The 20,414-nt window shown below is 60.9% G+C and carries 24 protein-coding genes and 1 other RNA gene; 4 read left to right on the forward strand and 21 right to left on the reverse strand.

The window, feature by feature from the left end; genetic code table 11:
- Position 1 precedes the first annotated feature (1 nt).
- The 8 genes from J2X24_RS00935 to J2X24_RS00970 all read right to left on the reverse strand — a co-directional run bounded on the left by J2X24_RS00935 (position 2) and on the right by J2X24_RS00970 (position 5,572).
- Entirely contained in the window at positions 2-454 is a 453-nt protein-coding gene (locus tag J2X24_RS00935) for a division/cell wall cluster transcriptional repressor MraZ (RefSeq protein ID WP_209715265.1), read from the reverse strand.
- 364 nt (positions 455-818) lie between these two features.
- Positions 819-1,215, reverse strand: an RNA gene (gene rnpB / locus J2X24_RS00940) — RNase P RNA component class A.
- 34 nt (positions 1,216-1,249) lie between these two features.
- Complete coding sequence (locus J2X24_RS00945; RefSeq protein WP_209715268.1) at positions 1,250-1,621, reverse strand: DUF423 domain-containing protein; 372 nt, start codon at positions 1,619-1,621, stop codon at positions 1,250-1,252.
- Between the two features lie 5 nt (positions 1,622-1,626).
- Positions 1,627-2,382, reverse strand: coding sequence for a peptidoglycan recognition protein family protein (locus J2X24_RS00950; protein WP_209715270.1), 756 nt, complete (start codon positions 2,380-2,382; stop codon positions 1,627-1,629).
- Positions 2,383-2,440: 58 nt separating this feature from the next.
- On the reverse strand, positions 2,441-3,172 hold the full coding sequence (locus J2X24_RS00955) for a DUF4241 domain-containing protein (protein ID WP_209715273.1): 732 nt from the start codon (positions 3,170-3,172) through the stop codon (positions 2,441-2,443).
- Between the two features lie 10 nt (positions 3,173-3,182).
- Entirely contained in the window at positions 3,183-4,310 is a 1,128-nt protein-coding gene (locus tag J2X24_RS00960) for a serine hydrolase domain-containing protein (protein WP_209715276.1), read from the reverse strand.
- 75 nt (positions 4,311-4,385) lie between these two features.
- Positions 4,386-4,640 (reverse strand): hypothetical protein, encoded by a 255-nt coding sequence (locus J2X24_RS00965; RefSeq protein ID WP_245344345.1) that lies wholly within the window; start codon positions 4,638-4,640, stop codon positions 4,386-4,388.
- A 242-nt stretch (positions 4,641-4,882) separates the two neighbouring features.
- Positions 4,883-5,572 carry a molecular chaperone DjiA gene (locus J2X24_RS00970; protein ID WP_209715282.1) on the reverse strand — a complete coding sequence of 230 codons (690 nt, stop codon included), beginning with the start codon at positions 5,570-5,572 and terminating at the stop codon, positions 4,883-4,885.
- 300 nt (positions 5,573-5,872) lie between these two features.
- Here J2X24_RS00970 and J2X24_RS00975 point away from each other — a divergent pair, with 300 nt between their 5' ends.
- Positions 5,873-6,625: a hypothetical protein gene (locus J2X24_RS00975; RefSeq protein ID WP_245344346.1), complete on the forward strand. Its 753-nt coding sequence runs from the start codon at positions 5,873-5,875 to the stop codon at positions 6,623-6,625.
- A 226-nt stretch (positions 6,626-6,851) separates the two neighbouring features.
- Positions 6,852-7,031: a hypothetical protein gene (locus J2X24_RS00980; protein WP_209715289.1), complete on the forward strand. Its 180-nt coding sequence runs from the start codon at positions 6,852-6,854 to the stop codon at positions 7,029-7,031.
- Here the strand turns inward: J2X24_RS00980 and J2X24_RS00985 are convergent.
- From J2X24_RS00985 to J2X24_RS01040, 12 genes are all read right to left on the reverse strand, one after another.
- Entirely contained in the window at positions 7,028-7,303 is a 276-nt protein-coding gene (locus J2X24_RS00985) for a type II toxin-antitoxin system RelE/ParE family toxin (RefSeq protein WP_209715292.1), read from the reverse strand. The genes J2X24_RS00980 and J2X24_RS00985 overlap by 4 nt on opposite strands.
- A 1-nt stretch (position 7,304) precedes the next feature.
- Positions 7,305-7,538 carry a CopG family ribbon-helix-helix protein gene (locus tag J2X24_RS00990; protein ID WP_209715295.1) on the reverse strand — a complete coding sequence of 78 codons (234 nt, stop codon included), beginning with the start codon at positions 7,536-7,538 and terminating at the stop codon, positions 7,305-7,307.
- A 50-nt stretch (positions 7,539-7,588) separates the two neighbouring features.
- Positions 7,589-10,249, reverse strand: a complete 2,661-nt coding sequence (metH, locus tag J2X24_RS00995; RefSeq protein WP_209715298.1) for a methionine synthase — start codon at positions 10,247-10,249, stop codon at positions 7,589-7,591.
- Between the two features lie 43 nt (positions 10,250-10,292).
- Entirely contained in the window at positions 10,293-10,919 is a 627-nt protein-coding gene (locus tag J2X24_RS01000; RefSeq protein ID WP_209715302.1) for a hypothetical protein, read from the reverse strand.
- Between the two features lie 84 nt (positions 10,920-11,003).
- Positions 11,004-11,990 (reverse strand): D-alanine--D-alanine ligase family protein, encoded by a 987-nt coding sequence (locus J2X24_RS01005; RefSeq protein ID WP_209715305.1) that lies wholly within the window; start codon positions 11,988-11,990, stop codon positions 11,004-11,006.
- A gap of 120 nt (positions 11,991-12,110) precedes the next feature.
- Positions 12,111-12,662, reverse strand: a complete 552-nt coding sequence (locus J2X24_RS01010) for a RidA family protein (protein WP_245344347.1) — start codon at positions 12,660-12,662, stop codon at positions 12,111-12,113.
- Positions 12,663-12,671: 9 nt separating this feature from the next.
- On the reverse strand, positions 12,672-14,225 hold the full coding sequence (locus J2X24_RS01015) for a flavin monoamine oxidase family protein (protein ID WP_209715308.1): 1,554 nt from the start codon (positions 14,223-14,225) through the stop codon (positions 12,672-12,674).
- Positions 14,226-14,362: 137 nt separating this feature from the next.
- A complete protein-coding gene (locus tag J2X24_RS01020) occupies positions 14,363-15,055 on the reverse strand; it encodes a hypothetical protein (protein WP_209715311.1) in 693 nt (230 codons plus the stop codon).
- 59 nt (positions 15,056-15,114) lie between these two features.
- Positions 15,115-16,179 (reverse strand): homocysteine S-methyltransferase family protein, encoded by a 1,065-nt coding sequence (locus J2X24_RS01025; RefSeq protein ID WP_209715314.1) that lies wholly within the window; start codon positions 16,177-16,179, stop codon positions 15,115-15,117.
- A gap of 146 nt (positions 16,180-16,325) precedes the next feature.
- Complete coding sequence (bla, locus tag J2X24_RS01030) at positions 16,326-17,156, reverse strand: subclass B3 metallo-beta-lactamase (protein ID WP_209716389.1); 831 nt, start codon at positions 17,154-17,156, stop codon at positions 16,326-16,328.
- Positions 17,157-17,182: 26 nt separating this feature from the next.
- Positions 17,183-18,100 (reverse strand): methylenetetrahydrofolate reductase [NAD(P)H], encoded by a 918-nt coding sequence (gene metF / locus J2X24_RS01035; protein ID WP_209715317.1) that lies wholly within the window; start codon positions 18,098-18,100, stop codon positions 17,183-17,185.
- Positions 18,101-18,119: 19 nt separating this feature from the next.
- Complete coding sequence (locus tag J2X24_RS01040; RefSeq protein ID WP_209715320.1) at positions 18,120-19,073, reverse strand: ArsR/SmtB family transcription factor; 954 nt, start codon at positions 19,071-19,073, stop codon at positions 18,120-18,122.
- Between the two features lie 118 nt (positions 19,074-19,191).
- Here J2X24_RS01040 and J2X24_RS01045 point away from each other — a divergent pair, with 118 nt between their 5' ends.
- Positions 19,192-19,557 carry a DUF983 domain-containing protein gene (locus tag J2X24_RS01045; protein WP_209715322.1) on the forward strand — a complete coding sequence of 122 codons (366 nt, stop codon included), beginning with the start codon at positions 19,192-19,194 and terminating at the stop codon, positions 19,555-19,557.
- Between the two features lie 99 nt (positions 19,558-19,656).
- The gene (locus J2X24_RS01050) at positions 19,657-19,839 is read left to right on the forward strand and encodes a YegP family protein (protein ID WP_209715325.1); all 183 of its coding nucleotides are present in this window, start codon (positions 19,657-19,659) and stop codon (positions 19,837-19,839) included.
- A 109-nt stretch (positions 19,840-19,948) separates the two neighbouring features.
- Here J2X24_RS01050 and J2X24_RS01055 read toward each other — a convergent pair whose 3' ends face one another.
- Positions 19,949-20,206: a hypothetical protein gene (locus J2X24_RS01055; RefSeq protein ID WP_245344348.1), complete on the reverse strand. Its 258-nt coding sequence runs from the start codon at positions 20,204-20,206 to the stop codon at positions 19,949-19,951.
- Between the last annotated feature and the right edge of the window lie 208 nt (positions 20,207-20,414).

Here is a 20,414-nt window from a genome sequence, read left to right on the forward strand (position 1 = left end):
GTCAGGACAGCGCTCCCTTCAGGGCTTCTGTGACCAGGCGATCCTGTTCCTCGGCATAGACCGTATAGGCGCCGGGTTGCCAGATCTGAAACGAAGTGCCAAGGCCGGTCAGCAGGACGTCGCCCTTGAGGTTGAAGCGATCGCACAGGGCTTCCGGCAGGGTAATGCGGCCGGCCGTGTCGAAGGCAAGCCGGTGCATTGACGCATAAAAGCGGTGCTCCAGGGCCTTGCGGGTCGGCGACAATGGGGGATGAGCTTCGATCACGGCGCGATAAGTGGCAAAAAACGCCGCTCCTCCGCATTCGAGGCACGACGCGTTAATGGCGGCAAAACAATACAGACCTTCGAACGGTTCGACGCCGTCATACGGCGCCAGGGCCGAGGCACGGAAATCCTGCGGGACCAGCAGTCGCCGCTTGGCATCCAGCTGCTTCTCGTGGCTTGAGAGAAACACCCCACACCCGGGTCGTACTGACCCGCTCCCTGCCGAACCTTGTGCGTGGCTTGCGGCCCGTTGCCGAACCGTGCGCCCGATGAGTTTTGGGTTAACATGGGATTAAATGGGACGCAATGACTCTGGCTGACACTAAAGTCGGATTCTGCACTTGAAAATCCCGGTTGCAGAACTTGCAAACCAGAACATACACAGAACAAAATACCCGGCTGTATTGTTGTTATTTGAACAAATCATGCTGAATCAAAGGTAAACGCGCGCAACGCAATTAAGATTGGCGCAACCTTTTCGATAGCTGTGGATTATTAAGCAATGCGCGAAAAAATATGCGCGGCCCGGTGCATAGGCATCACAATAAAGAAAACGGATCAGACGGCCTGTAAGCCGGGTTCTGTACGATCATTGCTCCGAGGACCAACGATCGTGACGATCATTCCTCTTGGCCGGCCATTGCTGGACGGCTCACGCAACCTACCCGAACGGTCCCGGGCGGCAATGCCCTGCCGGAATTGCTTCCGGCGCGCCGTTCCTATTTGGTCTTGCTCCTGGCGGGGCTTGCCGTGCCGCCTGCGTTACCGCCGGCGCGGTGCGCTCTTACCGCACCCTTTCACCCTTACCCGGCCGGAGCCGGGCGGTTTGCTTTCTGTGGCGCTATCCCTAGGGTCACCCCTGGCGGGCGTTACCCGCCGCCATATTGCCGTGGAGCCCGGACTTTCCTCAAACGAAGGGAAACCTTCGCCCGCGACCGCCCGGCCATCTGATCCGGCGCCTATGTGCGCGCAAAAGCTAAAAAGATCAAGGCTGAGAGCTGGTGTCACGTGCCGGCAGAAGCGCGCTGACCGCCAAGACGATCCAGCCGACGATGGCCAGCCCGCCACCGATCGGCGCCAGAAGGCCGAAGTCGAGCACACCGGCGGTACGCAGCCACATCGACAGACCAAACAGGCCGCTGCCCGTCAGCATGAGCGCGACCGGCAGGGCCCGGCGCCAGCCGGTGACAAGGGTGGTATTGATGAGGGCCAGGGCGGCGACGGCGTGGAACATCATCACCTGGCCACCGACCGCCAGCACGCCGATCCGTGGTGGATGCGACCCGGCCGCCAGCATCAGCATACCCAAAAGGCCCCACAAGGCCGCGATCCCCAGCAGAATGCGTTGTCCGTCCATGGGCTTTACACCTCCAGAAGCGTTATATGGCGCAGCAGGGCCATCAGGCGCACGCGCGTGGCGGCGTCCGCCCGGCCCTCGATCTCGGTGCCGATGACTTCGGGCAGCCAGTGGCGCTGAAAGGCGCGCACGATCGTCAGGGTTTCGTCGTCATAGGGCCCGCCGCCCAGTACATTGTAGCCAAGCTTGCCCAGTGCCGATTGCAGTGAAAAGACACCGAGGCCCTCGTCGCCCGGCCCTAACGGCGGCCCCATGGCGCCGGCCGGCGGCAGGTCGGGCTCGACCCACAGGCCATGGCCGTGATCGGCCAGCGTCTTCCACGGAAAGCGCTCACCCGGATCTTCCTTGCGCGCAGGAGCGACATCGGAATGGCCGAGGATACGACTGTCGGCGATGTCCCAGCGTTCGCGGATGCCGTCGAGCAGACCGATGACCGCGTCAATCTGGATCGCCGGAAAGTCACGATAGCCGAACTCATGGCCGGGATTGACGATCTCGACGCCGATCGAGCAGCCATTGATGTCGGTCTCGCCGCGCCAGTAGGAAACACCGGCGTGCCAGGCGCGGCGCTCTTCGGGCACCAGGGCGTAGACCGAACCGTCTTCGTCAACGACATAGTGGGCCGAGACTTTGGCGTCGGGATCCAAGAGACGGTCGAGCGCGGCCTTGGCCGTCTCCATGCCGGTGTAATGGAGAACCACCATGTCAGGCGGCCCTTTGCGTTCATTGAAATTGGGCGAAGGCTTATCGATCAGGGACATGCGCCCAGCCATACCGTAATGTGTGCAAAAGTGTCAGCGGTTTTTCGCAGGCCGTTTGCTAAGATTTCGTCGCCTTGATCACCAGAAAATCGGTGACCAGCGCCGTGACCTTGCCGTCCGCGGCATAGCCAACCCACGAGGTGTAAAAGCCATCGCCCCAGCCACTCGAGAACATGGCGATATTGTTGGCTGGGCCCGCTTCGGGCATCAAAAGGAACAGGTGCGGCAGATGCCTTGCGCCTTCGACTTCGCCGTCGCTGATCCACGAATCGGACAGGTCCTCATACTCCGAACTGGTAGCGCCCTTGTACCGGTCATTCAGCCAACGAAATGCATCGACGTCACCGAACGCGCCGGTCCCGGCATCGACGCCATAGCCATAGACCTCCTTGTCCTTCAGCGTCTTCAGCGACTGCCCGGGAATCAGCGCCATCTCCCAGCGGGTGGCGGGAGTATCGGAGAAGTCCACCCGCGCCAGGGCGACGCGGTAATGGTCCTTGCCGACTTCGGCGACCGCCAGCCGGACCGGGTAGTCTCCCGGCGGCACCTGAAAGGTAAAAGCCTCGGCATCGAGATAGATAAAGGGATCGACGGCAACGATACGGCCGCTGGTGACCTTCAGCCGGCCTGCTTCGACCACCTGAACGCCAACGCTACCCTGCTGATCCGGCAAGGTCGTCGTAAAGCCGGGGCGGAAAGCGCCGTCCAGAATGTCCGGATCGGCCGCAACCTGTGCATGGCCCGTCAATGGCGCGACCATCGCCATAAGCGTCATCAGGAAAGACTTCATGCGCATCCTCCTATTGTAGCGTTTTCAGCAGTAGGGCCGCTGTCGCTTCGGCCGAGCCATCGCCGGTCAGGGCCACCGCCGCGAACGCCTTATCGGCCGGCGAATAGACCACCACCGCCTTGACGCCCGGTGCGCCACCGCTGTGGCCGAGCCACAGGATGGGTGCGTCGCCAGGCTTGACCGGCGGCCGGTAGACCATGACGCCCTGGCCATAATACATCGGTTGGCCGAACATCGGATAGGGCGCGTCGAACATGTCCTGGACGGTTTCCGGCTTTAGCAGGCGCCCGGACAAAAGCCCTTGCCACACGGCGATCATCGACAGGCTTGAGGCGGCGATGCCGCCGGCCGGCCCCGGTACACGCATGTCGATGGCCTTTTCCTGCGACTGCGACACCAGAGGTTCAATATCGGCAAGGGCGTCGTCCGGCGTAATGACGCGGATATCCTTCAGGCCAAGCCGGTCGATAATCCCTTCGGTCACGACCCGGGCGTAGGGCTTGCCCTCGACCTTTTCGAGGATCGCGCCCAGCAGGGTGTAGCCGGAGTTGCTGTAGCGCCAGTTTTCTCCCGGGCAGAACATGGCGCCGTGGCGTTTCAGAACCTTTAGCTCCTCGTCGAGGGTCAGCTTTCTAGAACCCTTGCGGACCACCAGGTCCTCATTGGCACTGAACAGGCCGCTGGTGTGGTAAAGGAGGTGACCGACAGTGATGACATCGCCATTGGGCACGCCGTCGATCCATTTCGACACCGGATCTTCCAGCTTCAGTTTTCCGGCCTCGGCGGCCTGAAGGATGGCGATAGCGGTAAAGGTCTTGCCGGCGCTGGCCCAGTAGTAGAGTTTCGGGCTGTCGGCCTGATGCCAGCGCCCTTCCGGTGTGCCGACGGCGGCATCGAGCGAGGCAGCGTGGGTCAGTTCCCTGGCCTGGGTGAAGGTCGCGGACAGCCTGGCCGCCAGCGGCGTTGGCGCTGCGCCTTCAGGCCAATCCGGCAGGGCGCCCAGGTTCAAAGGCGCGGCATAGCGCGGCGCTCCGGCATAGGGTTTGACCGACGAACAGACGACCGGCTTGTAATCGCCGGCGTGCGCCACGCTGGCCGCCAGCATGATGACAGCGGCGAGCCCCATCGCTTTGCGCATTGAAAAACCCCGTGCAGTGCCTGCACGGGGTTATCTCTACCGATTCCGGTAAAAAGATGACTTCAGGTTGAAGCTTTAATAAACGCTCCAGGTCGAGCCGGTCTTGCGGGCTTCGTAGATGCCCTTGCCGTCGTCTTTGGGCTTGTCCTGCCCGCGCACAAAGACGCGGACCGGCTTGCGGGTCACGAAGGCCGCCAGCGCCATCAGCGCAAGGGCGGCGGCGCCGACCACCGCGACCGAAGCCGCGAAGACGACCAGAAGCGCGATCCCGGCGAGTACCGCCAGGCCAAGCGCCGTCATTGAAACGATATGCAGAACGCGCGACACCATGTTCCTCCTGCGGACCTGCCCCCACGGCTGATACGAACGCTTGAATGAAGCAAAGGACGGATTATTGGTCATTACTCTTGAACCTTGAACTGACAGGCCATGATACGCGGCGCTTGCTGCTACAAGATTGTCACGAAACAGCCTCGCGTCAACCTCTCCACCATCAAACAGAGCGAATTTTAATTTTTTTATAACCATACGGCGTGGCTTTTTCATTGCACTGCAAATCCCCTTGCGGGCGATCACATTGTCGTGCTGTCAGCCATTCTCTCCTTCATGATGCCGTCAAAGGCCAGATTTATGCGCGCGGCCTTCTGGGTGTAGAGGGTTTCGAAGTCCGGCGGCAGCCCGCGCGCGCGGATACGATCGGGGTGGACGTCGCTCAGGCGCAGGCGGCGGGCCTTACGCACCTCCTCGTCGCTGGCGTGGGGTTCGATCCCCAGAATGACGTACGGGTCTTCGGTGTCGGCCGGCACATAGCCCGATCGAATGCTGCGGTAGGTCGTCGATTTCAGCCCGAACAGGCGTGAAACCGTTTCGAGGTAGGTTTCCTCCTCGTGCGTCAGATAGCCGTCGGCAACGGCGATGTGGAACAGGCCTTCCAGAACGTCTTCCAGGATCTGCGGGCAACTCGAATAGCGCTTGGCCAGGCGCTTGGCGTAGGATTCAAAACCGTGCGGCGTCTGGCGCGCCAACTCATAGAGGCGCAGGACATCGCGGCGCGCCGCGTCCTCGGGCTTGAAGACCTGCAGGAACGCCGTCTGTTCGACATCCTGGGCGAGGCCGTCCGCCATGGCCAGCTTGGCCCCCAGCGCCGTTACCGCCGTGGCGAATGCCGGGTCGGCGCCCGGCTGCCCCTTCGGGCATTCGACACACTCGGCCGGATCGAACCGGCGAACCGCCAGCTGCGCCAGGTTTTTCCAGAACGACATCGCACTCCTTAAGCGATATCCGAAAAGTGCGCAGCGGTTTTCGGTTCAATATCGCGACAAACAAATTCCAGCCTGATACTGACACTATAGCGCAGGACCGGCTAGCCACAGACTTAAGTTTTGGTAATCGCCGCGGCAGTTTGGCGCAGCTGATACCGTTTCCGCTAAATAAAAACGTGTTCAGGGCGATTTTATGCCCGAATTGCCTTATAATCGTGTTTATTAGCATCGTTACCATTTGATGGAGTTTGCCCGTTGCGGCTGCTGGTCCCTACGCTTTTGCCTCTCATCGCATGCGCAATGGCGCTGAACGCAGCCTCCCCGGCCGCTGCCAAGCCCAAGAAGCGCGCCGTCGCGCAAAAGACGGTCAAGGCCAAGCCGAAAGGTCCAACGGCCGAGCAGTTGAAGCCGCTGGTGCTGTTCAACGCGGATGGCAGCCCGCGCTCACCGACCATCGAGGACGCGCCGGCCGACGACTACCAGCGCGTGGCGTGGTGCCACGGCATCCTGACCGGCAATATGCAGCTGGCCGAGCAGATTTCCTCGATCGAGCCCGTCGACCAGCGCATCCAGACCATCGGCCGCTCTTATTTGCGCGCCTATGAAGCCGCGCTGACCCTGTCCGGCAAGGGCAAGACGCCGGATGGCTTCGCCGTGGCCGACAAGGCGCGCCAGCATGGCTACGACGCCTGGGACGGCGCCCGTAAGGCCGAGGTCCACAAGGCGGCCTATGCCTACGCCACCTGGCAACTGCCGGGCGACTGCGAGCACGCCGCCACGCGTATTTCCGGCCACCCCAACCTGTTCGCCGAAATGGCGACCGATGAAGAAGCCAAGGTCATTGCCGACACGCTGAACTCGGGCGGACCACGCGGCTATGACGAACTGCCCCAGCCGAAGCTGGCGGCACAGGTCGCGCCCGAAGATCCGAACGCGCCCGTGGCGACCAACACGCTTGCCCGCCGCGCCCTCCAGTCCGTAAGCCTGCCCAAGGTGACAACGCCGCAGCCCGCTTCGCAACCTGCGGCTGCCCCCGCGACCGGCTCGCAATAAGAATCGAAAGGTTAAGATCTAAGGCGGGCATTTTGGACACCGACTGCCCGCTTAACCTCTCTAGAACTCAACAGTGTTAATGCGCCGGTAGCCGCTGGCCGCACGCCTTGTGCTGCGTCGCGGCAAATTAACCGCGCCTTAACCTTAATAGGGTATAAATACACGCTTGAGTTGGCATATTTATTAGAAACTCAGACACTTATTCCGGTAGAAGGCCGGTGACATCATGACCAGGATGATTGAAGCGCTGAACGCGTGCATCAGCCCCGTCTCAGCGGCGCGCGTATTTAATCCGATGCGTTCGGAATATTACCTCAAAGACAATAACCCCGACTCCACCGCCGGTTCGCAGGCCGTGAAAGTGACCCTGTCGGCCGAAGCACAGGCGGCGATGAAGGCGACCTAGCGCTCTTCGCGTGTATGCCAGACGCGGACAACTATGAGCGCATCCCGCTTAACTTCGTACCGTAACTCGTAGTCGCCGACCATAAGCGCCCGGACATCGCGATCCGCATATACCTCAAGCCGAGGCGCTATTTGTGGAAACGACCGCAGACGGTTTGCTGCAGCGTCCAATTGTTTTAGCACATTCTTTGCTGCCCGCGGATTGACCTCACGCAGAAAGCTGTAGAGCCGTTGAAGATCACGGCGTGCAGGCGCGGACCAAAGAAGTTGCAAGCTATTCGAGCGAGTCTATCCATGCCGTGATTTCGGCATGATCGACGACTTGCCCCTCATCAATAGCGTTCAGACCTTCCAAGGTCATCTGATGACGACGTTCTTCAAGGCTGATCCAGTTCTGCAAGGCCTGCTTCACGATCCAGCCGCGCGGACGCTCCAGGCGCTCGGCGGCAGCGTCGACCTGTTCGGCCAGTTCGATTGGAATATGAGCGGTGACGGTCCGGGTTTGCATACCCGAAACATGCGCCCTTAATCAGCTTTCGTCAATGTGACGAAGTCTGATTAAGGCACGTAGTTGAGGATCGGCGACAGCCAGCGTTCGGCCTCTTCTGTGGTCCAGCCCTTGCGGCGGGCATAGTCCTCAACCTGATCCCTCTCGATCTTGCCCACGCCGAAATAGTGCGACTTTGGATGTCCGAAATAGAGCCCTGACACGGATGCAGGCGGCGTCATGGCCAGCGATTCCGTCAGTTCCATGCCGGTGCGGTCGCGCGCGTCGAGCAGGTCGAACAGCGTCCACTTTTCGGTATGGTCGGGCTGGGCGGGATAGCCCGGCGCCGGGCGGATGCCCTTATACTGTTCCGCAATAAGGCCATTGATGTCGAGGTCCTCATCCGCCGCATAGCCCCACAGTTCGCGTCGGACGGTCTTGTGCAGCGCTTCGGCGAAGGCTTCGGCCAGGCGGTCGGCCAGGGCCGTCGACAGGATGGCGTTATAGTCGTCGCCCTTGGCCTTGAAATCGCGGGCGATTTCCATCTCACCATGGCCGGTGGTTACGGCAAAGCCGCCGATCCAGTCGGGCGTGCCTTTCGGCGCAACAAAGTCCGACAGAGCTGTATTGCTCTGGCCTTCGCGCGTCTTCTTCATCTGCTGGCGCAGGCTATGGAAGGTGGCGATGACATCAGACCGCGTCTCGTCGGCGTAGACTTCGATATCGTCTTCGTCCGTGCGGTTGGCCGGCCAGAAACCGACAACGCCGCGCGCTTCGAACCATTTTTCATCGAGGATGCGCTTGAGCATGGCTTGCGCGTCCTGGAACAGGCTGGTCGCCGCCTCGCCCACGACCTCGTCTTCGAGGATGGCCGGATACTTGCCGGCCAGTTCCCACGTGGCAAAAAAGGGCGTCCAGTCGATATGGTCGGCCAAATCCTTCAGGTCGTAGGGGCTGAAGGTCTTGAGGCCCAGAAAGGACGGCTTAACGGGGGCTTCGGCGGCAAAGTCGATCTTGAAATGGTTCTGGCGGGCTTCGGCGAGGCTCGAGCGCGGCTGCGATCCGCCCTTGCCGTAGGAGTCACGCACACGCGCATAATCCGCCTTGGTGTCGGCGACGAAAGTATCGCGTTCTGTTTCGCTCAGCAGGTTCGACACGACACCGACGGCGCGCGACGCATCCAGCACATAGACAACCTGATTGTTGTGATATCCGGGCTCGATCTTGACCGCCGTGTGCGTCTTCGACGTCGTCGCCCCGCCGATCAGCAACGGAATATCGAAACCCGTGCGCTGCATCTCGCGCGCCACGAAGACCATCTCGTCGAGCGATGGCGTGATCAGGCCGCTAAGGCCGATCATATCGACCTTGTGTTCCTTCGCTTCGGCCAGGATGCGGTCGCACGACACCATGACGCCAAGGTCAATGACTTCGTAGTTGTTACATTGAAGCACGACGCCGACGATGTTCTTGCCGATATCGTGGACGTCGCCCTTGACGGTGGCCATCAGGATCTTGCCGGCTGCCTGATAGCTGCCGCCGGCGGCAACATGCGCTTCCTTCTCGGCTTCCATGTAGGGCATCAGCCAGGCCACGGCCTGCTTCATGACGCGGGCCGACTTGACGACCTGGGGCAGGAACATCTTGCCGGCGCCGAACAGGTCGCCGACGACGTTCATGCCGGCCATCAAGGGGCCTTCGATAACATGCAGCGGACGCTCGGCCTGCAGGCGCGCCTCTTCGGTGTCGGCATCAATGAATTCGGTAATACCGTGGACCAGCGCGTGCTTCAGGCGCTCGGCGACAGAGCCTTCGCGCCAAGCCAGGTTGGCGACCTGGACCTGGCCCTTTTCGCCCTTATACTTCGGCGCCAGGTCGACGAGGTATTCGGTATTGCTGACATTATGGCGCTGGGGCCGGTTGAGGATGACATCCTCAACGGCCTGGCGCAGTTCGGGATCTATATCGTCATAGACCGGCAGGTCGCCCGCATTGACGATGCCCATATCCATACCGGCCGCAATGGCGTGGTACAGAAACACCGAGTGGATGGCCCGCCTGACCGGCTCATTGCCGCGGAACGAGAATGAGACGTTCGACACGCCGCCCGACACGCGCGCATAGGGCAGGGTCTGCTTGATCGCGCGCGTGCCTTCGATGAAATCGACGGCGTAGTTGTTGTGTTCGTCGATGCCTGTCGCGACCGCGAAGATGTTCGGGTCGAAGATGATGTCTTCCGGCGGGAAGCCGACCTCATCGACCAGGATATGATAGGCGCGGGTGCATATCTCAACTTTACGCGCGGCCGTGTCGGCCTGGCCGACCTCATCGAACGCCATGACCACGACGGCAGCGCCGTACTTCAGGCATTCACGCGCGTGATGGCGGAAGATGTCTTCGCCTTCCTTCATCGAAATCGAATTGACGATGCACTTGCCCTGGACGCACTTCAGCCCTTCCTCGATCACCTCCCACTTGGAGGAATCGACCATAATCGGCACGCGCGCGATATCGGGTTCGGCGGCCAGCAAGTTCAGGAAGGTCCGCATGGCGACAACACTGTCCAGCAGGCCTTCGTCCATATTGACGTCGATGATCTGCGCGCCGGCTTCAACCTGCTGGCGCGCGACATTGAGCGCCTCGGTATAGTTGCCCTCGACGATCAGCTTCTTGAACTTCGCCGAACCCGTGACATTGGTCCGTTCGCCGATATTGATAAAGGTAGGGGTCATGCCCCCGCTTTAAAGCGATATGCCCCTTGGGAAAAGCCGAAAATCAGTGCTTCCAGTAGACGCCGGCCGAGCGATGCTTTTTCACCAGTTTCGTCAGCGCATTCAGTGATTTGGCGGCATTACGCTTTTCCGGCACGAAAGGCACGTCCTGAAGGTCACTGATAAAGGCGATAAAGTCGGGATGGAAGCGCAGAATGTGCAGACCGTAGCGCTCATAGCCCTCGACAAAGCTGGCTTCCGCCGGCGCCCCATCCTCGGCGAAATAGCGCCGCGCCTTATTGACATGCAGGTATTCGTGCAGGTGTTGGACCCATTGCACATACAGGGTCGTCGGCAGAATGCCGGCCTGATAGAATTGCCATTCCTGCAGGTGCAGCACCCAGTAGCTGTCGAAATAGAAGGCGACGTCGGTCTCGTGCAGCGTCTTGTCGCCGGCCCGGAAGCGCTGGATGTTGGCATGGTCGATATGCGACAGGCTGTCGTACTTCTGCGAGAAGTCGAGATAGGCTTCCAGCGATTTTTCGCGGTTGGAAATACTGGCGCTGGACGAAATCTGCCGCCAGGCAAAGTAGACACCGATAAGACCGACCAGGGTGACGATCATCGAGAAGATCGCCTCGATGTCCTGCCACGTTCCGATATCGACACCAAAAAGGTGCAGATGTTCCATGCCTTACCCCCGCTCGCGGCCGCTGTAACCGTTAACGAAGTGTAACCGCATTATGACAGCGGTCAACCTTGGATGCGTAGAAGGTTACCGGACGCGGCGAACAGCAATGTCGATCTGCCCTTGCAGAAAGTCGATAAATTCAATCCCCTGCGCCTTGAGCGATTTCGGGTACAGCGACGCCTTGGTCAGGCCCGGCAACGTGTTCGTTTCAAGATAGATCGGACCGTCTTTCGAGATGATGAAGTCCGAGCGCGAATAGCCACGGCACGACAAGGCGAGGTGGGCCTTGATCGCCAGATCCTGTAACTGCGCATTGACCTCCGCGGGGAAACGCGCCGGGCAGATTTCCTGCGTACCCGCAGCGAGATATTTGGACTTGTAATCGAAGGCGCCACCATCGGGCAGAATTTCAACCGGCGGCAGGGCGATCAGCGAACCGTCGGCCTGCTCCAGCACGCCGCAGGTCGATTCCGCGCCGGTGATAAAGGGCTCGATGACGTACTCCGCCGTCCTGGCCGCCTGACGGACGGCCTCGATGTCCTGCGCGGAATTGACGAAGATCAGGCCGAACGAAGACCCATCCTGTGACGGCTTGGCGATCAGCTTGCCGTAGTGCGTCAGGGCTTCGTCGGCCTCCGCCAAGGTGACATTGCCGGGCGAATGGACACCGGCGGCGGCAACGAACTTTTTGGCGCGGACCTTGTCAAAGGCCAGGTTGGATGAGGCCGAACCCGAGCCGGTGAACGGCACGCCGCGCATTTCGGCCAGGACCTGGAACTCGCCGTTTTCGGGCGAGCCGCCGTGCAGACCCAAAACGAGTACGCGATCTTCGGCGGCAGCGCGATCAAGTGCCTGGGCCAAAGATCCGATGCGCGCGCCATCAGCGGTAAAGGCGATTTCGAATGGCCGGTCGTGGCCCAAGACGGCGTCGCGGGTTGCTTCATGCACCGTATCGTCGGCATCCCAGAACCACAGGTCGGCGTCCGGCAAGGCGGTCGTCAGGGCCTGCGTCGTGGCAACGGCAACAAGGCGTTCACGGCTGTTGCCGCCGAAGAGAATCGTAGTGCGCATGGGGTATCAACCGGCAGTAAAAAGGCTATGGCGTCATAGGCTATGCTTGAAGCCGCTTCAATGGGGCAAGGTTCAATTGCCCCTCACCCTAGCCTTCTCCCCGCAAGCGGGGAGAAGGAATCACTTGCTCTTCTTCACCGCGACAACCTCGATTTCAACCAGATAGGCCGGGCTGACCAGGGCCGCCACCTGAACCGTGGCGCGCGTCGGCTTGTTGGGCTGCTCAGGCGTGCCGAAATATTTCGAATAGGTCTTCATCATGCCGGCGAAATCCATCTTGCCGCCAAGCGCCGGATCTCCGACGAGATAGACCTTCATGTTGACGACATCGCCAAAGCCCAGACCTTCGGCCTTCAGCGCCTCTTCGATCTTTTTCAGCACGGTTTCAGTCTGGGCCTCGGTATTGCCGTACTGGTCGGTTGTCCCATTGATCGGCGACGGCACCATGCCCGACACATAGACAGTCGAATAGCCCGGCGGCACGGTAATCGCCTGGGCGATCGGGAAGGTGCCGGCATAGGTGCGCGTGATGTCGGCGGCGGGCGGCGCGTCGACGGTCAGGCGCACATCGCCGTCGCCCGTGCCATCGTAAAGGATGCAGCCGGATAAAGGCAGGCTTAAGACGGCAGCCATCCCCGCCACCTTGGTCAGTTTCATCAGGGTACGGGACATGAAAGCTCCTTAGGCTGTGAGGGATTTTTGCCGTTCGGCAATCTGGGTAACGACGCGATGCGCGGAACAGAAGGCGCCCTGCTGCCAGGACGAGACATGACTCATATGATCGCCGGCAAAATAGACCGGACCGTCGGGCTGTGACAACAGCGTATAGGCTACCGGATCGCCGGTGGACAGGAAACCCGCCAGCCCCTGCGAATACGGAATGCTGGCCCAGTTGACGATGGTCGGCGACTTCATGTGCCCCGACTGGCCGGGATGCAGGCGCTCGACGGTTTCGCGGGCATAGGCGATCTGTTCGGCGATGGAACGGCTGGCCATATTGCCATTGAAAGCATAGCCGGCGACGATGATTCCTTCAGCCGCGTGAAACTGATTGGATGGATACCAGGTCGCAAACGTATCGCGGTCGGTAAAGCTCAACCCGCCATAGATATGGTCGTTGGTTTCCCAGAACCGGGGGCTTTGAAAGGCGATCTTGTAGCCGCCGACATAACTGGTCTTGTTCTTTTCGATCGCCGCCTTGACGGGCTTTGAGAAATCATTGGCGATCACCGCCAACGCCGGCAAGGGAATGGTGCAGATGCAGTAGTCGGCCGACAGCACGTCGGCGCGCGCCGTGACGGTGTCATAATAGAAGACGTCGACGCCGTTCTTGGTGCGGCGGATGCGCTTCACTTCACAGCCCTTGCGGATGACATTGCCGAGCCTCTGTTCAAACGCCATCGGGATGCGATCCATGCCGCCGACCGGCTGCTGCATGGTCGCCTGAAAGTCGGCGGCATCGGCAAAGGTCGCCACCGCCTGCACGAACGGATCGCCGACCACCGACAGCGGCAAGGCCGTGCGGAACTTCGGCTCTTGCGTTCCAGCGGCAGGGTCCTGATCGTAGCCGGCATTGTCGCTGCCGCCGTAGGTCAGCTTTTCGGTCAGGCGTCCCCATTGCGACAGACCAGCCATCAGCTTGTCCCGGTCTTCCTTGCTGAAAGCGTCATCGAGGGCGCCCTTGTTGGTCACCTTGGCCAGCAGTTCGGCCATATGGCCACGATAATCGAAAATCGCCTGGCGCATCTCGACCGGCTTACCGCCGTTCAGGCGGTCGGCCTGGATGCGGGCGCGGCCGGACCAGTTGACCTCGGTCTCCATCTCGACGCCGAATTCGCGGCAATAACCCAGCGTCGCCTGATGGTGCGCCGGGATGCGGGCCGGGCCGGCGTTGAAATAATGGCCATCGTCGAAGCCGCAGACCTGCTTCGTGCCATCGATATAGTCGATCTGCGTCCCCTTGCGCACCGTCCAGTTGCGGCCGCCAACACGGTCACGCGCCTCCAGGATGGTGCAGTGATAACCCGCCTTGCCCAGCTCATAGGCCGCCGCCAGACCGGCCGGCCCGGCGCCGAGGATGGCGACCTTGACGCCCTTGCCGGACCCTGGCGGAAGCGCAGGCGTGCCCGCCCAGGCCTCGGTTCCGGTAAAGCCCAGCGCATGCAGCGCCGCATAGCCGCCGGCAAACCCGGCTACGGCGGTGAAACGTGTGAGGATGTCGCGGCGCGTCGTCATGTTTCAAGGCCCCCGAAGCCCGAAAGTTGCGGATGTTACCGGACGCTAACCATGTTTTCTGAACTTGGCCAGCCCGGTCTCAGGCGAAACTATTCATATTGCTGACACGTGGCGTCAGCATCACGCTGCACGCCCACTCAGCCTTCGCCGCAATCCTGCCAGTGCTTCATTACCAGCGCGCGCCAGGCACCGGCGCCCCCGTCATCAACCGCATCGAGAACCAGGTGATAGTCCGTATAGCCGGGATGATTCGGCTGCGCCCACTTCGCCTCCAGCACATGGCCGTCTTTCGCATCGAGCCACAACGGACCGGAAACCGCACCCGTGACGTCAAAGCGGTAAGCCGTCCTCCCCTTCCAGATTACGCTTTCGGCATAATGCGCCTTAGCCGGGCCATGCCAGCGCAGGAAAGTCTGAACGCTGTCCTCCGGCCAGACCAGGGCAACGCCAAAGGCAAAATCGGCCTTGTAATCACGCCGCGCCGGCAGAAGCGCCGTAAGGTCGGCCAGATCGAAATCATAGAGCATCCACGGCCCGGGCGGAACGGGCAGCTCTTCCCTGTGGTCCCCCAGTTCCACGATCAGACGATCGTTTTTGCGCGTCAGCGTCCCGAACGCGTCCTGCCCGCCCTGGCGATTGAGCTTGCCGGCCACCAGACGGACCGGTTGCTGCGCTTTCAGGTCAAGATCGGCGGTGACCAGGGCTGAGGTCGTGCACGGCTCGACCGCCTTGTTGACTTCGACGCGATGGGCGGTGGCGCGATAGACGTGGACCTTTTCAAGCTCCGAGCCATCGCTATTGCTGCGGCTATAGCTCAGGATTCGGCCCACAGGCGGCTGATGGGCGCATCCCGCCAGCATTATCCCTGCCAACAGAACCGTCGCTACCCTCATGCCAGTTCGAAGGGCTCAAGACCGGCCAGGCGCAGCGCCTTGGGACGATCGGGGATTTGACGTGGAGTGACGCCGCGCACCTCATCGGCCACGTGCTTGATGTGGTCCGGCGTGGTGCCGCAGCAGCCGCCCAGGATGTTGACGATGCCGTCCTTGGCCCATTCGTGCAGTTCGTGGGCGGTCTCGTGCGGCTGTTCGTCGTACTGGCCCATGGCGTTGGGCAGGCCAGCATTCGGATAGGCGGCGACAAGACAATCGGCGACGCGCGCCAGTTCGGCGATGTGCGGGCGCATCAGGTCGGCGCCGAGCGCGCAATTAAAGCCGACAGCAAACGGCCTGGCGTGCTTGACCGAGTTCCAGAAGGCTTCGGCGGTCTGGCCGCTCAGGGTCCGGCCCGAACGGTCGGTAATCGTACCGGAAATCCAGATCGGCAGTTGCTCCAGGCCTTCGTCTTCCAGGTCCATGATCGCCTTGATCGCCGCCTTGCAGTTCAGCGTGTCGGTGATGGTTTCGATCAGGTAGAGGTCGACCCCGCCTTCGTTGAGCGCCTGGATCTGTTCACGATAGGCTTGGTAGACCTGGTCGAAGGTGACCAGGCGCGCGCCGGGATCGTTCACGTCCGACGACATGCTGAGCATCTTGTTCAGCGGCCCGATGGAACCGGCGACGAAGCGCGGCTTTTCCGGCTCCTTTGCCGTCCATTCGTCGGCGACCTTGCGGGCGATTTTAGCGCCTTCCAGGTTGATGTCGATGACCGCCTGCAGATCGAGGTGATAGTCGTCCTGGGCAATCGTTGTCGCCGAAAATGTATTGGTCTCGGAAATGTCGGCGCCGGCGGCGAAATATTGGTTATGCAGGTCAGCGATGATGTCCGGCCGCGTCAGGCACAGGATATCGTTATTGCCCTTAAGCTGACCATTATGGTGCTTGAAGCGTTCAGCGCGGAAATCATCCTCGTCGAGCCCACGACGCTGGATCATCACGCCCCACGAACCGTCGAGCATCAGGATGCGCTCTTTCGCGGCGGCTTTCAGGGCGTCAATGCGTTGGCTTCGGTTCATGTTACGTCTTTCTATAGCCCCTCACCCCAGCCCTCTCCCCGCAAGCAGGGAGAGGGAGCCGGAGAGGTGCCTTGATAATCCCCTCTCCCCGGCCTCGCCGGCAGGCAAACGGGGAGAGGGTTAGGGTGAGGGGCTTAACCCTCGAATTACTTGTGTGCCTGTTGACGCTTCAACTCAGCTTCAAAGGCCTTTTCCTGCTCGGCAACCAGCTTCGGCAAGGCTTCACGATCAACAAAGGCATTGGCCTTGCCCGCCTTCTGGGCCTTCCGCTTCTCCGCCATCGCGACTTGAGAGGGATGGTTGGTCAGCGGTATGTCGGGCTTGAGGCTTTTAAACGTGGCGAAGCTTTTGCGATAGTCCGCCACTATATCGGGATGCGCCTTGTTGCCGACAAGGGCGTTGCCCGCGACCGAAGCACTGCAATAAAAAAGTACGCTATAGGTCACGCCCTTTTCCTGAACGTCGGTCGTCCAGCTTGTGCAGCCCTTGGTGTGGCCGGGCGTCAGATGCGCTTTCAAGTAAATGCCATCAAGCACAAGGCGCTCGCCATCGCCGATCACACGATCGACCTTGATGGCCGGGAAATGCCCGACGCCATTTTCGTTATCACCGTCGTGCGCGCCGCTTTCCAGCGCCTTGCGGTCAGCGGCGCTGGCGACAAAGGCCGCCCCCGTATCGGCCTTCAATTTGGCAATGCCGCCCACATGATCAAAGTGGGCGTGCGTTTCGATGATGTATTTGACATCTCTCAGCTTGAAGCCAAGCGCCTTGATATTAGCCTCGACGACCGCAGCGCCTTTTTGGGTGGCGCCGTCCAGGAGGATATGACCGGCCGGAGAGGTAATCAGATAGACGCCAATCCCTTCCGTCCCAACGGAGTAGACATTTCCGGCGATGCGGAACGGCTCGGACGGTGCATCCCATTCCGGATTGTGGGCCAGGGCTGCGCCCGGCATGGCAACGCCCGGCAGCGTCATCAAGGCCAGAACGATCGACAGACTTTTCACAGTGCGGTTTCCTTTACACCCAGGATGCGGCAGATAGCATAGACCAGGTCGGCGCGGTTGAGCGTGTAAAAATGGAAATCGCGCACCCCTTCCCGCTCCAGCTCCAGGCACAGCTCGACCGCTACCGCCGACGCCAGAAGCTTGCGCGTCTCGGCATCGTCGTCGAGGCCTTCGAACAAGCCACCCAGCCAGTCGGGGATATTGGCTTCGCAAGCCGCCGCCATCCGCCGCAGACCCTTGAAATTGGTCACGGGCATGATGCCCGGCGTCAGGTCGATCCTTATCCCGGCATCGGCCACGGCGTCGCGGTAACGCAGGTAGGTTTCGGCCTCGAAGAAGAACTGGCTGATGCCACGCGTCGCCCCGGCGTCGACCTTCTGGCGCAGCACATCGAGGTCGAAGGCCAGGCTCGCCGATTGTGGGTGCTTTTCCGGATAGACGCCGACGCTGACTTCGAAATCGCCGATGCGCTTGATGGCAGCGGTCAGTTCCGTGGCATTCTGATAGCCGTCGGCGCGCGGCGTATAGTCGCCGAAGCCCGTCGGCGGATCGCCGCGCAGGGCCACGATATGGCGCACGCCTGCGTCCCAATAGGCCTGGATGACCTCGTCAACCTCGGCGCGCGAGGCATCAACGCAGGTTAGATGCGCAGCCGGCCGCAATGCCGTCTCGTCCAGCATGCGCTTGACGGTGCGGTGCGTCCGTTCACGCGTCGAGCCGCCCGCGCCGTAGGTGACCGAGACAAAAGTCGGATTGAGCGGCGCCAGCCGGGCGATCGACGTCCACAGGGTCTGCTCCATCTCCTCGGTCTTGGGCGGAAAGAACTCGAAGGAGGCGCGCACGCGTCCGCCTTCGGACAGCGAACGGGCGATCGGCGCCAGGTGGAGGGAGTCGCGATTCAGAACGGGGCTCATAAGGGATCTCGGTTATGACTTAGCTCTTTTTGGCGAGCCAGATTTTAACGGTCAGACCGCCGGATTTCTGCGGCGGCAGGTCGAGTATGGTACTGGGCGTCAGGCCGGCGGTGCGGAACCACTCCGCCATGTCCTCATCCAGCATGCCGAGGCGGCGGTGCTGGTACTGCTCGCGCATGACCTCCAGGTCGTGATGGGCAAAGTCGGCGATCAAAAGACGCCCGCCGCCGGCCAGCAGACGGCCAGCTTCGGCGATGGCGCGGCCCGGATCGCTGAGAAAGTGCAGGACCTGATGGATGACGACCAAGTCGGCCGCGCCTCCGTTCAGACGCGTGTCGTAGATATCGCCGTGGCGGAAGTCGGCGTGGCTCAGGCCGGCGCCGAACGCCTTGGCGCGGGCGATGTTGAGCATGTGCTGCGACTGGTCGACGCCAATGGCGGTTTCCGCGCGCCCGCCCAGCAGTTCCAGCATCCGGCCGGAGCCGGTGCCAAGGTCGATGAGGTGACGGAAAGGCTGGTCGCCCAGGACCTTCAGGACGGCCGCCTCGACATCGCTCTCGGAAATATAGTGGCTGCGAATTTCGTCCCACTTGGGCGCGATGGTTTCGAAATAACCCTCGGCGGACTGGCGGCGCGTAACGCGGATGGCTTCAAGCTGTTGAAGGTCTTCCGGATAGGCGTCGCCGGACAGACGCAGGATCGACTCGAGCAGTGGCCGCATGGACGGGGCGTGCGACAACCGATAGAAGACCCAGGCGCCATCCGGGAAACGTTCGATCAGACCAGCCTCGGTCATCAGCTTGAGATGGCGGGATACGCGCGGCTGGCTCTGGTCCAGGATGGAGACCAGTTCCATCACCGACAGCTCCTCGCGCGCCAGCAGCCGCAGCAGGCGCAGGCGCGTCGGCTCGCCCGCGGCGCGCAGGGCATCGAGGAGCGACTCAAACTGAAGCTGAGCGGACTGCTTTTCCATATAATCACATAAAGATATCTTTATATGATTTGCAAGGTTTTTTGCTGCGGCAGCGGGACGCATGGAAAATTTTCATACGGAGCGTTATATTGCACGTATGTCGAAGCAAGGAAATATCATGGCACGCGATGGCGTAACTCTCGGCACCGCCCTGCTCCGGGGCCTGCAACGCAAATGCCCGTGCTGCGGCAAGGCGCCGGCGTTTCGCGGCTATCTGAAGATCGTCGAGGAATGCGGCAACTGCCGGACGCCGCTCGGCATCTATCCCTGCGACGACGGCCCGGCCTACCTGACCATGCTGCTGATCGGCCATGTCGTCATCGGCCCCGCCTTCATGTTCCACATCTTCTATACCTATCCGGTCGAGATCATCGTGCCATCGATGCTGGCTGCGATGCTGGCCCTGACCCTGGCGACTCTGCCGGTGGTCAAGGGCTTTTATCTGAACCTGATGTGGTATCTGGGCCTGAAGCGTGCGCGATAAGGGCTCCGGTTTCGCCAGGACATGCGACACGCCTTATGTGTATTGACAGACTCAAGGGACTGACGTGACATCGGCGCCTCTTTAACGAGGAGGCCGATCATGGCGCACAGGTTCGAAATTCGTAAGAACAAGGCGGGCGAGTTCGTCGCCTACTTCATGTACAATAGTGAATCGATATTCTGGACCGAAGGCTACAGTTCCAAGGCCTCCGCCAAGAATGCCATCGAGTCGATCAAGACAAACGGGCCGGAAGCGCCGGTCGAGGACAAGACCGACAGCTGACCCATTGCTTTCGGCGTGCCCGGTAAAGCACGGGCACGCCGTACTTCGCAAAAGAAAAAAGGCGGTCCCGGAACCGCCCTCTACACTTCACATGCCTGAACCGAAATTATCAGCTCACGCGGACCGCATCGCGGATGATGGCGATGGAGCCGACGGATTCCTCCGTGCATTCCATCGACAGGCGATCGATTTCTTCCTGCGCGAACTTGCGCATCAGCGTTGCGGCCTGAGGCGACAGGGCCATCAGGGTACGGGTAGAGGCGCGCGCCAGCGCCAACGCGGCATCCGCGTCGACGAGGTTGGCGGTATCCTTAGCAACCGCCAAAGCATAAAGACGCGACGCCACATTCGGGGAGGAATTGGGCATCATTTTCTTTCTAGCCATGTAAGATGAATACGAACTCTCTCTCAGAAGGCTTCGGATATCGGCGTAAACACAAACATATTTCCAAAGCGCTTTACTCAAACAAGTACGCGGCACTTGTCGCCTATATAGGGAAAATGTTCTGAACAATCCAGAGTTACACTTTTACCGCTCTTGGAATACAATTTTTTGCAGAGCTTTGTAAATAATG

The sequence above is a fragment of the Asticcacaulis solisilvae genome (assembly GCF_017875235.1).
Classification (GTDB): domain Bacteria; phylum Pseudomonadota; class Alphaproteobacteria; order Caulobacterales; family Caulobacteraceae; genus Asticcacaulis; species Asticcacaulis solisilvae_A.